The sequence below is a fragment of the Clostridium boliviensis genome, from assembly GCF_033342255.1.
In the GTDB taxonomy this organism is placed as follows: domain Bacteria; phylum Bacillota; class Clostridia; order Lachnospirales; family Lachnospiraceae; genus Lacrimispora; species Lacrimispora boliviensis.
This window is the reverse complement of the sequence record NZ_JAWONS010000285.1, coordinates 1-14176: the sequence shown is the minus strand read 5'-3', so window position 1 is coordinate 14176 and position 14176 is coordinate 1. Positions and strand designations below refer to the sequence as shown.

Below are 14176 nucleotides of genomic sequence, written 5' to 3'. Positions count from 1 at the left end.
AATCCTCCTTATTTAATATCAGCAGATGATAATGTGTAGTTTTGAACAACGTGTCCGCCCAGAAGATGTTCTTTGTAAACTTCCTCTGCCTTCTCCGCTGTCATCTTAATGTAAGTTACTTTTTCTTTACCTGGCTCTAAAACTTCAACGATCGGCTCATACTGGCATAAACCGATACAGCCTGTCTGTGTAACAGAAAAACGGTCTGTCATGTGGTTCTCCTGAACCAGATCTGACAATTTATTAAGAACAGGTCTTGCTCCGCTTGCAATTCCGCATGTGGCCATACCAACTAAAATACGGGTACGGGCATGGTCTTCTCCGCGCATGCTGACCTGACTCTGCATCTTCTCGCGAATTGCTTTTAATTCTTCAAGAGTCTTCATGTTTATCCTCCAATTCTGACGGGTCTAAATGACCGCGCCTCCATCAGTTTCCAATTTGTTTTCAAATAAATATTCCCTTATGTAAGCGGCTACCTCAGGCGAGTCAAATGGGATCTCACCAAGAATCTCCCGAAAGAGTCTTGTATCCAGCTCAAAGGACGCTTCGTTATAACGATAGATATAGAGAAAATCTGTATCCGGATGGCAGGTGATCAGTGTCTGAATCGTGCTGTTCATATCACCTAAGGGCATTCGGTCTATATGGGAGAGTCCGAAAACAGCAGTAGTCTTCGTACCGATACCCGGTTCCGATTCTATGGAGAAACTACCCCCGGTGGATTCCGCTGCATATTTAAAAAACGGAATACCAAGGCCGATCTTTCTGGTCGTACGGGTGGTAAAAAAAGGGTCTGTTACATGTTCCAGCTGTTCTTTTGTCATTCCGCAGCCGTCATCGCTAAGCTGAACGGTCAGTTTGTCTGTTAAAGTATTCACAGATACAAGAATGGTAATGAGGCTGGCACCTGCCCGTGTGGAGTTCTCTGCCACATCCAAAATATTTAAAGAAATCTCTGTCATCATAAGCGTATGTAATTATTCGTATTTGGCTAAAATACCTGGAACATCATCAGCTGTCAGTCTTCCGTAAACTTCTCCGTTCACCATCATGACAGGAGCCAGACCGCAGGCACCTACACAGCGGCAGGAATCTAAGGAAAACTTTCCATCCGGAGTGCATTCTCCGTTTGTTATGCCAAGTATATCCTCGATTTTATGGAAAATATCTCCGGAACCTTTTACGTAGCATGCGGTTCCAAGACAGACAGATACCTGATATTTGCCCTTTGGCTGAAGCGCAAACTGGGAATAAAAAGTGGCAACACCATAAATCTTCTCAAGGGGGATTCCCGCTTCATCAGAAATAATGGTCTGAACTTCAATTGGAAGATAACCATAAATCTCCTGAGCCTTCTGCATGATCGGCATCAGGGATCCTTTTGTATCTTTGAGCTGGGAAATCACTTCTTTCAAAGCAGCCTCCTGCTCTTTTGTCCCGTTAAACTGGACGCCTTGTTTTTTACAAGTCATTTGATAACCTCCTTCAATGTTGCTTATGCAATGTAACTGATATTTTATCATGTTATTGAGAAAAAATCTATAGTTTTAATCAAGATTCGACAAAAAAATAACGATGATTTCGTGGTAATTTTATACACCAGAGGTACTATTTATGATATAATTATCAATAATGTCATGAATTGTGCGAATAGAGTGAATGAATGGAGGAGAAGGACCATATGACAGTAGAAGACATCAGGAAAATACTGGGTGCAAAGGTGCTTGTGGGAGAGGAACATATGTCTGAGGAGGTGAGAAGTGTATGCGGCTCAGATATGATGAGTGATGTGCTTGCCTATTCTAAAGATCATTCTGTCCTGCTGACAGGGCTTTGCAATCCTCAGGTGGTCCGGACTGCTGAAATGTTAGATATCGTGTGTATCGTATTTGTACGAGGGAAAAAACCAGACGAAGCCATGCTTCAAATGGCAGCTGAAAGGGGAATTATACTTCTGTCCACCGGACATCGCATGTTTTCCGCCTGCGGAATGCTTTATGAGGCGGGACTTCACGGAGGTGCGATTTGATGATGGATGTGATTACGTTTCAGTATACCATCTCCCCTGATGATTTTACGAGAGCAGGGGAAGCAAGCAGCGATGTGAAGAGCAAATTAAAAAAAATGGGCGTCACACCGGAAGCTGTAAGAAAGGTTGCCATTGCTATGTATGAGGGGGAGATCAATATGGTCATTCATGCGAAAGGCGGAGAAATTACGGTACATATGACAACGGAGAGCATAGAAATGATTTTAGAGGATGTAGGCCCGGGGATTCCTGATATAGACCTTGCCATGCAGGCAGGATATTCCACTGCGCCGGACGCGGTGCGCTCGCTTGGGTTCGGGGCGGGAATGGGACTGCCTAATATGAAAAAGTATTCCGATGAGATGGAGATACATACGGTAATTGGAGAAGGTACTACCATACGTATGGTGGTGAATCTGTAACCGCAAAATACGATGAATACAAAAAGGGGTGAGCCATTGGATAAATTTTATCATTCAGTAAGGCTTGACGAGGATCTGTGCATGGGCTGCATTAACTGCATTAAGCGCTGTCCGACTCAGGCGATCAGAGTCAGAAATAAAAAGGCGCAGATTAACAGCAAATTCTGTATTGACTGCGGGGAATGCATCCGTGTGTGTCCTCATCACGCCAAACATGCCATTTACGATACCCTGGAGGATTTAAAGCAGTTTGAATATACGGTAGCCCTCCCGGCCCCTTCCCTGTACAGCCAGTTCAATAACTTAGATGACGTGAACATTGTGCTGAATGCTCTTTTGCTCATGGGTTTTGATGATGTTTTTGAAGTAAGTGCAGCAGCGGAGCTGGTCAGTGAGGCAACCAGAGAGTACTTAAGCAAAAATTCGGATAAGCTTCCGCTTATCAGCACGGCCTGCCCTTCCGTAGTGCGGCTTATCAGGGTAAGGTTTCCCAATCTGATTCCTAATCTTCTGCCCCTCAATCCGCCGGTAGAGGTAGCGGCCATACTTGCTTTAAAAAGGGCCATGGAATTAACGGGGCTGCCCAGGGAAAAGATTGGTATCATTTTTATTTCCCCCTGTCCCTCAAAGGTGACTTATGCAAGATCTCCGCTGGGAACGGAACACAGTGAAATCGACAGGGTCCTGGCTATTAAAGATGTTTATCCAAGGCTTCTTTCCTGTATGAAAGCGGTGGGAGAGGAACCTCCGGAGATTGGAACTTCCGGTAAAATCGGCGTCAGCTGGGGAAGAAGCGGAGGAGAGGCAAGCGGTCTGTTTACAGAGGATTACTTAGCTGCGGATGGAATTGAAAATGTCATACGGGTCCTTGAGGATATGGAAGACCAGAAATTTACGAACTTAAAATTTGTGGAGTTAAATGCCTGCAACGGCGGCTGTGTGGGGGGCGTTTTAACCGTAGAAAATCCCTATGTGGCAGAAGTAAAATTAAAACGTCTGAGAAAATATATGCCTGTAGCCAGAAGCCATATGGAATCAGGAGGTGAGAAGCTTGTGAAATGGACCAGCATGGTCCAGTATGAACCGGTATTTCACTTAGGAGATACCATGATGGAGAGCTTTGCAAGGCTTAATCAGGTCGAGCGGCTTCTGAAGAAATTTCCGGGACTGGACTGCGGCTCCTGCGGGGCACCCACCTGTAAAGCTCTGGCTGAGGATATCGTCAGGGGAGAAGCCGCGGAATCGGACTGTATCTATTTTCTCAGGGACAATGTTCACAAGCTGACCAAGGAGGTTGCCAGACTGGCGGCTGATATTGAAGAAGGAGAGGGAGACAGCTACAGTAAGTTTCGGGCCATGACTTCATATATAGTAAGGATTTCTGATGAAATGAACCAGCTTGACAGGAAAGAGGGGAGAAATCAAAATGACGATAAAGGAACTGATTGATACGGGAGAATTTGAGACAATCCATGTGGGAGAACGAACGGACAGACGTATCACAAAGCCATTTTGCTGTGATTTATTAAGTATTGCCATGGGCAAAGCGCCTGAGGGCTGTGCCTGGGTGACTGTTATGGGAAACATGAATACTCTTGCGGTTGCTTCACTGACAGACGCGGCCTGCGTGATTCTGGCAGAGGGGGTGATACCTGATGATGCAGCAAAGCAAAAGGCAAAGGAACAGAATATTACTGTGTTAAAGACCGGGCTTCCCATTTTTGAGGCAGCTCTGCTGATAGAAAAAAGGCTTTCCAATGAAGATGCTTCAGTATGATTTCCATATTCATTCCTGCTTATCCCCCTGCGGCGATGACGATATGACGCCTGGTAACATTGTTGGGATGGCTGCGCTGAAAGGGCTTGATGTGATTGCAGTAACAGATCACAATTCTTGTAAGAACTGTCCTGCAGTTCTTCATTTTGCAAATGAGTTTGGAATTCTTGCAATTCCCGGAATGGAGATCTGTACGTCGGAGGAGGTACATGCGGTCTGCCTCTTTCCGGAACTTTCAAAGGCTATGGAATTTGATGCATACGTGGAAAAGAAACTGATTCCCTTTCCCAATAAGGTGGAGATCTTCGGAAATCAATTGATATATAATAAGGATGATGAACAGGACGGAACAGTGGACAATCTTTTAATTAATTCTACGGAGATATCATTTGACGGTCTTTTCGAACTGGTCAGATCCTATGGAGGTGTCATGTTCCCTGCCCATTTGGACAAAAACGCCAACAGTCTTTTGTCGAACCTGGGTTTTGTACCTCCGGACAGCCGATTTACTGCGGCGGAAGTAAGGGACAGGAACCGGCTGCCGGAACTGGTAAAAAAAAACCCCTATCTTGAGAACTGCCTGATCCTGACGAATTCTGATGCACATCAGCTGGGAGATATCAAAGAACAGGGACTGACCATGCAGGCAATAGAAAAAAGTGCGGAAGGTATCATTGCTGCCCTTTTAAAAGGAAGATCGGTGAATTAATTATTCGTATTTCTGGCATAATTAGCATTATCATGTTAATCAGATGTTAGACCATTAACAAGGAGGCATTATGAAATACAAGAATTTATTCACACCGATTCAAATAGGTTCCGTCACCATAAAGAACCGGTTTGCGCTGGCGCCAATGGGACCTCTTGGACTGGCCGATGCAGATGGCGGGTTTAACCAGAGAGGTATTGATTACTATACGGAACGGGCAAAGGGAGGCACAGGACTGATTATTACAGGTGTCACCTTTTCTGACTGTAAGGTGGAAACCACAAGTATGCCAAACTGCCCAAACTCCACTTATAATGCAGTACATTTTGTAAGAACCAGCAAAGAAATGACAGAGCGTGTCCATGCGTATGGAAGTAAAATTTTTCTTATGATGTCTGCCGGATTCGGACGTGTAACCATTCCCACCAATTTAGGAGAATTTCCGCCAGTGGCACCGTCTGAAATTCCTCACCGCTGGCTGGACAAGATGTGCAGACCCCTCACAAAGGAAGAGATCAGAAGCATTGTTAAATCCTTCGGTGATGGGGCCCATAATGCAAAACGGGGAGGTTTTGACGGAATTGAGGTTCATGCAGTTCATGAAGGATATTTACTGGATCAGTTTGCGATTACCATGTTTAATCAACGAACGGACGAATACGGCGGTTCATTGGAAAACCGTCTGCGCTTTGCCAAAGAGGTGGTGGAAGAGATTAAATCCCGATGCGGAGATGATTTCCCTGTTTCCCTGCGTTTCAGCTTAAAGAGCATGATAAAGGACTGGAGAGACGGCGCTCTTCCTGGAGAGGATTTTGACGAGAAGGGCAGAGATATTGAGGAAGGTCTTAAAGCAGCAAAGCTCTTGGTCCAGTACGGCTATGATGCTCTGGACACAGATGTGGGAACCTATGATGCATGGTGGTGGAACCACCCCCCGATGTATCAGGAAAAGGGACTTTACAGGAAATACTGCAAGATGGTGAAGGAAGTGGTGGACGTACCGGTTCTTTGTGCCGGACGCATGGACAACCCGGTTATGGCATCGGAATCCGTAAAACTTGGTGAGTGTGATATCATTAATTTAGGGCGTCCTCTTTTAGCAGATCCGGATTATGTCAATAAGTTACGAAGCGGCAGAGGAGAAGAAATCCGCCCCTGTATTTCCTGCCAGGAAGGCTGCATGGGACGGATTCAGGAATATTCTATGATTAACTGTGCAGTAAATCCCCGGGCTGCAAGGGAACGCTACACAGCTTATGAGCCGATTACTGCTCCTAAAAAGGTGATGATTATAGGCGGAGGCGTGGCTGGATGTGAAGCTGCCAGAGTTCTTGCTATAAGAGGACATAAACCGGAGGTTTTTGAGAAGGGGAACCGTCTGGGAGGCAATTTAATACCTGGCGGAGCACCTGACTTTAAAGAGGATGATATTGCTCTTGCCGGCTGGTATGAGACGCAGATGAAAAAGCTGAATGTACCGGTTTATATGAATACGGAAGTGACAAAAGAGGAGGTTTTATCCGGTGGATATGATACTGTGATTGTTGCTACGGGATCCAAACCAAAGATATTTTCTCTGGGTGAAGATGAACATGTATATACGGCTGTGGATGTGCTTTTAAAGAAAAAGGACTGTGGCGGGACGACAGCTGTAATCGGAGGCGGACTGGTTGGCTGTGAACTGGCACTGTGGCTGGCAGAGCAGGGCAAAAAGGTCACCCTCATAGAAGCACTGGATAAGCTGCTGGCAGTTAACGGACCTCTCTGCCATGCCAATAAGGATATGCTTGAGAGGCTGGTTCCATATAAGGGAGTCGATGTTCTTACAGGAGCCTGCGTAACCGGATATGAAGATGGAACCCTGACGGCCTCAGTGGGAGAGGAACAAAAGAAAATCCCCTGTGACAGTGTAATTCTGGCAGTTGGATATAAGGAAGAGGACAGTCTTTATAAAGAACTGGAATTTGATGTGCCGGAAATCTATCTTCTGGGAGACGCAAAGAAAGTCTCTAATATCATGTATGCCATCTGGGATGCATTTGAGGTTGCAAATCATATATAAATAGTATGAAAACTCTGAAGTACAGTAAATTGTGCTTCAGGGTTTTTATATTTTACTTTCCATTTTAATCCATTTCCTGTATAGTAGTGGTTAGTAACAGGGAAAGGAATGATGTTTCATGAAGAAATTTTTACAACTGGGTATGGGTGTAATAGTCCTTGCCCTTATCATAGCCTTTATACCGGCTTCGCCTTTTCCGTCTATGGCATATGAGACGGCGGCAGCTGCCCAGGAAACAGCAGCAGAAGTACGGGGGAGGTGGATAGATGAAAACCTGGGGCCAGGAGTGGCCAGATGGGTGGATGAATACGGGAATGTCTCTTCACAGCCTGGAAAGCAGGAAGAGATTCAGACAGAGAAAGCTACACAGTCACAGGCGGAAGCAGTAAGTCAAACTACAGCAGATACGAGTCAGCAGGAGACAGCGGACAACGACGGACAGCCGGCAGGAAGAGTGATTGATCCTTCCAGACCCATGGTGGCCCTTACCTTTGATGACGGTCCTTACGCTCCCGTAGGGAATCAGATTATGGACAGCCTGGCACAGTACGGCGGTAAAGCAACCTTTTTCGTGGTGGGAAACCGGGCGGCATATTATCCTGATGAGTTGAAACGTATGGCGGCAGAGGGGCATGAGATTGGGAATCATACATATGAACATAAGTATTTAAACAAATTAGGCCCGCAGCAGATTCAAAGCCAGATCAACCGCTGCAATGATGCGGTACAGGCTGTCTGCGGAGTTCGTCCGGTGCTGGTCAGACTGCCGGGAGGGAATAAGAACAGCACAGTTCTTCAGAATGTCCACGCTCCCATGATTATGTGGAGCATTGATACTCTGGACTGGAAGACAAGGAATACGGCGAAAACCATTCAGACAGTAATGAGCCGTGTACGGGATGGGGATATTGTGCTGATGCATGAACTTTATCCACAAAGCGGAGCTGCTGCGATTGAGATTATCCGAAGATTATCCGAGGAAGGATATCAGCTGGTTACAGTCAGCGAGCTTGCCAGCTATCGGGGCGGAGTGGTTCCAGGCGGGGTTTATTCCCAGTTTTATCGTTAAGAAGAGGGTGGAAAAAAGTGCTCTGATAGTAAGAATGGGAATGGGTCTTACTATCAGGGTGTTTTTTGTTATAATGAGAAGGAATAGGTGAAGCCATTGATGTTAAAAATGAAAGATATTATTGAAAAATTAGATAATGATATTATTTTAAAGTCAGTTTTATGTGAAGAAAATCAGAAGATACGGGGCGTAAAACTCTTAGTGGACCGTATTGCTGTATTTGATTCTAATATACTCTATATTGGCAGGAATGAATCGTTGCGTCATGTTACCAGCGGGCATTTTCCTATGAATGTTCTGATTCTTGAAAATTCATCCTTTCCTGATGGTTCTGACATTGTAAATCAGAGCTGTCATACCAATTTCGTTTATATAAAACCTGACATAACGACAGAAGAACTTTTAAATTATGTTACCGATATACTTGTTGACCAGTATTCGTTAATAGAGCGGCCTGCAGCACTGTTTCATACCATAATTCAGGGACGGGGGCTGCCTTATATTATAGATATAGCCAGTGAATTATTAGGAAATCCCGTTATGCTGGGAGATAATAATCACCGTTTATTAGCGGCATCCGATTTTAAGGAGGTAGATGATCTTCCCTGGATGGAATATCGGAATATGGGATTTACAACTTATGAATATACCCAGAAGTATAATTTTAAGCAGTGGATTGAGAAAACAGTGCAAAGCAGAAAAGCGGTCATTGGAAGTCTTGGAGATGGTTACAAGTATAAAAGGATCTTTTGCGTAATACGGCTGGAACAGCGTATTATAGGGCATCTGGCGGTCCTTGAATATAACCGGTCCTTCACGGATAAGGATTTGGAAATAACTGAATTTATCTGTGATGTCATCGCGGATGAGATGAAAAACAGTCAGACTTCAGGTTATAAATATAACTGGCTGGCCAACCGTTTTATCTCAGATTTAATACAGGGGACTCTTACAGAGCCAGAATTAATCACAGACAGGGCAAAGCGGCTGAAATGGAAATTACCGGATAGAAAGTATCTGATTGTTATTCAATATAATCATTACTCAGAAACGTTTGGTTTGATTTCTTTTATAAGAGAATCAAAGCTTTTCAAAAATTCCGACGGGGAATTAACGTTTCATGACAATAATTTAATATTCATTACAGGCTGTAAACAATCTCAATATATAACAAACCAGGATATTGAGCCTTTATCCCATTATCTGAAGCAAATGCATATGATTGCAGGTGTCAGTCAGTGCTTTGATAAAACAATGGAGATTCCAGTGGCTTATCAGCAGTCCCTGGCAGCAATCCGGCTTGGGAAAAGAGACGATTCTGCGCTGCCGGTATATCGTTATGAAGATTATGGGATTTATGATATGTTAGACCAGATAAAAGAACAAAAGAATCTGATCCGTTATTGTCATCCGGATATATTAAGATTAAAAGAATATGACAGGAATCATAAAACAGATTATTTAAGAAGTCTTTATACATATATTGTAAATATGGGGAATTTAGCCGCTTCCGCAGATGAACTGTATATTCACAGAAATACTATGAATTACCGCTTAACAAAGATACAGGAACTGTTATCCGTGGATATTTACAACAGGGACTGTTATATGACACTCTATTTTTCTTATAAGATATTAGAATACATCAGCCGGTGAGATAATTTCTCATTTGTGCAGTTATGTCATTGCTGACTGCCTTTTTCTAAATAAATGCACGATGAATAAAAGCACGTAAATATGTTACGATAATTATATTCATATTTAACAATTACTTAAAACGGAGGCGGCAAATGAATTACGATATTTTAAACACACCATTTTCTATCGGAAATATGACGGTAAAGAACCGAATCGCTATGGCACCAATGGGATTAAACTCAGGTCATATTGACGGAACAATTGCTGATGATGAAATTGACTATTTTGAGGAGCGGGCAAAAGGAGGAACAGGACTTATTATAATGGGCTGCCAGTTTTTAACGAAGGAACTGGCCCAGGGATCAATGGAAGGTTATCTGGACAATACTTACGTGATCCCTCAATTAACCACATTAGTGGAAGCAGTTCACCGCTATGGAACGAAAATTTGTGCACAGCTCAGCTGCGGTACTGGAAAAAATGCATTTCCAAACATGTTAAATGGAAAGGCGCCTGTATCATCTTCAGCAATTCCTTCCATGTTTGATCCAAATTTACTTTGTCGTGAACTAACCATTGATGAAATTAAGACGATTATGAAACAATTTGCCTTCTCCGCAAAAGTGCTCAGGGATGCAGGATTTGATGCGATTGAAATTCATGGACATGCCGGATATCTCATCGACCAGTTCATGTCTGAAATCTGGAATAAGAGAAAAGATGAGTATGGTGGTACTCCCCAAAACCGTATGCGTTTTGCTGTAGAAATCGTACAGTCCATACGGGAAGCGGTGGGACCCGATATGCCGATTCTGTTTAGAATGGCAGTAAAGCATAATTTTGAAGGCGGCCGTACCTTTGAAGAAACCATCCCTCTGATGCAGGAACTGGAAAAGGCAGGGGTTGACGCATTGGATGTTGACAGCGGCAGCTATGAAAATATAGATTATATTTTTCCTCCTGCTTATTTGGGAGACGCCTGTATGGCTGATGTTTGCGAGGTTGCACGTAAGGCAGTACGAATTCCCCTGCTGAATGCCGGCAATCATACTCCTGAAACAGCGGTTCAGTTAATCGAAAGCGGGTATGCTGATTTTGTATTAATGGGAAGACCATTAATCGCCGAACCGGAGATGGCAAACAAAATTTTAAGTAACCGCCGCGATGAGATCAGGCCCTGCATTCGCTGCAACGATGACTGTATTGGAAGAATTCTGACCAGACTGACAAAAATCAGCTGCTCGGTCAATCCGGCCACTGGATTTGAAAAGCGATTCAAACTTCAGAAGTCTGAAAAACCGCAGCATGTAGTCGTAATTGGAGGCGGACCTGGCGGAATGGAAGCAGCCAGAACTGCTGCACTCATGGGACACACGGTTGACTTGTATGAAAAGGAAAGTGATCTGGGCGGTCAATTGCGCAGCGCGGCAACTCCTCCTTTTAAGAGTCAGCTGCGAGAATTGATTACCTGGTATAAACGCCAATTGGAATTAGCAGGTGTATCAGTACATGTTAATGCTGAAATAGAAGAAGAAAGTCCGGTTCTTGAAAATGCTGATGCGATTATTATCGCTGCAGGAGCAGTTCCCTTAGTTCCGCCGATTAAAGGGATTGAGAATACGATTAATGTGCTGGAGGCACATCTTGATAAAAGCAAGCTGAAAGGAGATAAGATCGTCTATTGCGGCGGCGGTTTATCTGCCTGTGACAGTGCTTTGGAAACAGCTATGAAAGGAAAAAAGGTTGCAGTCATAGAAATGCTTGATGAAGTAGCGGCGGGAGATCATATGATAAATAAAGCCGCTTTAATACCAATGCTTTTAGAGAATAACGTGGAACTTTATACAGGACACAAGGTGCTTGAAATCACGGCAGAAGGTGTTAAAGCAATGCAAAAGGATGGGAAAGAAGTTTTTATTGAAGGAAATACAATCGTCGCGTCCTTTGGAATGAAGCCGAACAATAAGAATGCTAAAGCTATTGATGCAAAATACCATAATAAGGTGTGTCTGATTGGTGACTGTACGGTAGTCGGCAAGGTCGGCGGTGCTGTGAGAAGCGGTATGTATGCTGCTATGTCTTTGCGGTAAAGCGTTGGAGACAGAATAATAGAAAAATCAGGTTGGGAATCCACACACGAGGATTTCTAACCTGATTTTTTTATTAAAGCAGCTATTTTATTATTTATTTTTCATCACAAACCTGAAAAATATAGAACTTTAAATAGTAGGAGTTTTCATCTCCGCTCCAGAGAATCGGATGGTCTGCAGACTGGGTGCGGTATTCCACCTGACGCAGGCGCTTATGGGCGCTTACAGCCGCTTCCCGTATGGTTTTCGTAAATAGTTCGGGAGTCATGAAATGGGAGCAGGAGCAGGTTGCTAAATAACCGCCGTCCTTAACGAGCTTTAATCCCCGGATATTAATCTCCCTGTAACCCTTCACTGCGTTTTTAACGGAGTTTCTGGATTTAGTGAATGCAGGGGGATCCAGGATGACTACATCGAATTTTTCTCCGTTTTTCTCTAACTCAGGAAGGAGTTCAAAGACATCAGCGCATTGGAAGGAAACCCGGTCTGAAAGACCGTTTAACTCAGCATTTTCCCTTGCCTGGGCAACGCCAAGCTCAGAGGCATCAACGCCAATCACTTCTCTTGCACCCGCAATTCCTGCGTTTAAGGCGAAAGAACCGGTGTGGGTGAAGCAGTCCAGGACCCGTTTCTCCCTGCATAGGCGTTTTATGGCAAGACGGTTGTATTTCTGATCCAGAAAGAAACCGGTTTTCTGACCATCTTCTACATCTACCATATATTTGACATCATTTTCCGTAATCTCCACCTTGGTGTCAAAGGATTCGCCGATGAATCCCTTAAAACGTTCCATTCCCTCCTGAAGACGGACCTTTGCATCGCTTCGCTCATAGATTCCCCGGATATGGATTCCCTCTTCTGCCAGTATGGATTTCAGCTTTTCTAAAATCAGGGGCTTCATTCGGTCGATTCCAAGAGCCAGGGATTCCACTACAAGAATATCGGAAAACTTGTCCACAACGATTCCCGGAAGAAAATCTGCTTCTCCGAAGATGATACGGCAGCTGCTGGTGTCTACGGTAGTCTTACGGTATTCCCATGCGTTACGAACCCGCATTTCAATAAACTCCTCATTGATTTCCACGTCTTTTTTTCGTGTCAGCATGCGGACTGTAATTTTAGAATTGGTGTTTATAAATCCTCGGCCCATACAGTAGCCATCAAAATCCTGGACTGTGATGATATCTCCGTTTATAAAATCTCCTGTAATTGCATCTATTTCGTTATCGTAAATCCACATTCCGCCGGCTTTTAAGGAACGGCCTTCTCCCTTTTTAATTCTAACGACAGCTGTTTCCATAGTCAGATACTCCTTTGTTTTATAATTGATGCTGCTTTAGCGCAGTCAGCAGCTGATATAAGGGTTTAAATAAAATAAGTGAAACAATGAAGTTCCCCATACCGTGAAGAATATCATATGGTATGCCTGCAGTCCACCAGACAAAGGCTGCAGATAAGCCTCCGGTGAGAACTGCGGGCAGAGAGGAAAACAATCCAAACAGCATACCAAAGCTTCCAGCCAGCAGCGCAGCTGAGACAGGAGAAGGGCAGTGCTTTTTGTAAAGCAGAAAAACGGAGGCGGGGATCAGTGCCCATACATATAAGTAGGAAAACCACCACATACCAATCCCCCAGAACAGTCCTTCCAACAGAACAAACACGTACAGGATGATCCATACGTGTCTGCCAAATACCAGAGTGTATAAAATTAAAAATAAAGAGACCAGCTCCACATTTGGGAGCCAGGATAAGCTGACCTGACTGATAAACAAAATTGCACATAAAAACGCATCAATTACCAGCCTTTTTGTGGTCATGGGGCGATGGGAAGTCATGAAGATCCGCCTTTACCGCCTGTAGGGGTGTATTGGAAGGTGTAGTGTTCCCCATCCTTAATTGCCTGCTGGCTTACGCCGTAGCTGCATGGTTCGTCGTCGCAAAGAACAGCCCAGTACGCACCGTCTGTTTTATAATCTGCCTGTCTGCCGTTAATGCTGGTCACCATTAAGCCCAGTTCTTCTGTTGTATTTCCTTCAATTGTCAGATTCGGTATTGTTTTCAGAGCGTCTAATAAGTACCGCGCTTCTGTTGTTAATTGGTAGTGGTCCGTCCCTCCGTCTTCATATACCACATCTACGGTGATATTCTTCGTTCCAACCATGGGGACAGGTCTTGTCAGAGTATAGATGATTAACAGCAGTGTCAGGACTGCTATCGCTGCACAGCCTCCCAAAAAGGGAGAGAGCCTTTTGAATCGATTCATGTTATGCTGACTTCCTTTTTCATTATTCCAATAGCACAGATTAGTATAGCATGGATGGGAGGACTGCCGCAAGATAAGAATTTCCATCTTTTCTTAAAAACTCCAATGATGTAT

At 44.1% G+C, this 14176-nt stretch carries 15 protein-coding genes; 9 read left to right on the top strand and 6 right to left on the bottom strand.

The genetic code is table 11. The features are described from left to right. Positions 1–8: 8 nt before the first annotated feature. Genes RZO55_RS19850 through RZO55_RS19840 form a run of 3 tightly spaced genes read right to left on the bottom strand, consistent with a single transcriptional unit; the run spans position 9 to position 1475 of the window. Positions 9–386, bottom strand: coding sequence for a (2Fe-2S) ferredoxin domain-containing protein (locus RZO55_RS19850; protein ID WP_117415917.1), 378 nt, complete (start codon positions 384–386; stop codon positions 9–11). A gap of 24 nt (positions 387–410) precedes the next feature. Further along, positions 411–968, bottom strand: coding sequence for an ATP-binding protein (locus RZO55_RS19845; RefSeq protein WP_318066001.1), 558 nt, complete (start codon positions 966–968; stop codon positions 411–413). A gap of 12 nt (positions 969–980) precedes the next feature. Then, a complete protein-coding gene (locus RZO55_RS19840) occupies positions 981–1475 on the bottom strand; it encodes an NADH-quinone oxidoreductase subunit NuoE family protein (RefSeq protein WP_318066000.1) in 495 nt (164 codons plus the stop codon). 209 nt (positions 1476–1684) lie between these two features. On the opposite strand from RZO55_RS19840, the gene RZO55_RS19835 reads away from it, so the two are divergent. From RZO55_RS19835 to RZO55_RS19795, 9 genes are all read left to right on the top strand, one after another. Beyond that, positions 1685–2032 carry a DRTGG domain-containing protein gene (locus tag RZO55_RS19835; RefSeq protein ID WP_318065999.1) on the top strand — a complete coding sequence of 116 codons (348 nt, stop codon included), beginning with the start codon at positions 1685–1687 and terminating at the stop codon, positions 2030–2032. A gap of 2 nt (positions 2033–2034) precedes the next feature. After that, positions 2035–2454: an ATP-binding protein gene (locus tag RZO55_RS19830; RefSeq protein WP_439100067.1), complete on the top strand. Its 420-nt coding sequence runs from the start codon at positions 2035–2037 to the stop codon at positions 2452–2454. A 36-nt stretch (positions 2455–2490) separates the two neighbouring features. Next, positions 2491–3903 (top strand): [Fe-Fe] hydrogenase large subunit C-terminal domain-containing protein, encoded by a 1413-nt coding sequence (locus tag RZO55_RS19825; RefSeq protein ID WP_318065997.1) that lies wholly within the window; start codon positions 2491–2493, stop codon positions 3901–3903. Then, positions 3881–4231 (top strand): hypothetical protein, encoded by a 351-nt coding sequence (locus RZO55_RS19820; RefSeq protein WP_318065996.1) that lies wholly within the window; start codon positions 3881–3883, stop codon positions 4229–4231. Before RZO55_RS19825 ends, RZO55_RS19820 begins: the two co-directional genes overlap by 23 nt. Continuing rightward, positions 4212–4940: a PHP domain-containing protein gene (locus RZO55_RS19815; protein WP_318065995.1), complete on the top strand. Its 729-nt coding sequence runs from the start codon at positions 4212–4214 to the stop codon at positions 4938–4940. Before RZO55_RS19820 ends, RZO55_RS19815 begins: the two co-directional genes overlap by 20 nt. Before the next feature lie 70 nt (positions 4941–5010). After that, a complete protein-coding gene (locus tag RZO55_RS19810; protein WP_318065994.1) occupies positions 5011–7002 on the top strand; it encodes an oxidoreductase in 1992 nt (663 codons plus the stop codon). A gap of 118 nt (positions 7003–7120) precedes the next feature. Continuing rightward, positions 7121–8071, top strand: a complete 951-nt coding sequence (locus RZO55_RS19805) for a polysaccharide deacetylase family protein (RefSeq protein ID WP_318065993.1) — start codon at positions 7121–7123, stop codon at positions 8069–8071. 108 nt (positions 8072–8179) lie between these two features. After that, positions 8180–9727, top strand: coding sequence for a PucR family transcriptional regulator (locus RZO55_RS19800; protein ID WP_318065992.1), 1548 nt, complete (start codon positions 8180–8182; stop codon positions 9725–9727). 134 nt (positions 9728–9861) lie between these two features. Next, the gene (locus RZO55_RS19795; protein ID WP_318065991.1) at positions 9862–11799 is read left to right on the top strand and encodes an oxidoreductase; all 1938 of its coding nucleotides are present in this window, start codon (positions 9862–9864) and stop codon (positions 11797–11799) included. Between the two features lie 94 nt (positions 11800–11893). Here RZO55_RS19795 and RZO55_RS19790 read toward each other — a convergent pair whose 3' ends face one another. The 3 genes from RZO55_RS19790 to RZO55_RS19780 are packed head-to-tail and all read right to left on the bottom strand — an operon-like array spanning position 11894 to position 14062. Further along, positions 11894–13099 carry a class I SAM-dependent rRNA methyltransferase gene (locus RZO55_RS19790; protein ID WP_318065990.1) on the bottom strand — a complete coding sequence of 402 codons (1206 nt, stop codon included), beginning with the start codon at positions 13097–13099 and terminating at the stop codon, positions 11894–11896. Positions 13100–13118: 19 nt separating this feature from the next. After that, a complete protein-coding gene (locus RZO55_RS19785) occupies positions 13119–13634 on the bottom strand; it encodes a hypothetical protein (protein WP_318065989.1) in 516 nt (171 codons plus the stop codon). Beyond that, positions 13631–14062 (bottom strand): DUF4430 domain-containing protein, encoded by a 432-nt coding sequence (locus RZO55_RS19780; RefSeq protein WP_318065988.1) that lies wholly within the window; start codon positions 14060–14062, stop codon positions 13631–13633. The genes RZO55_RS19785 and RZO55_RS19780 overlap by 4 nt, the downstream gene beginning before the upstream one ends. Positions 14063–14176: the final 114 nt, after the last annotated feature.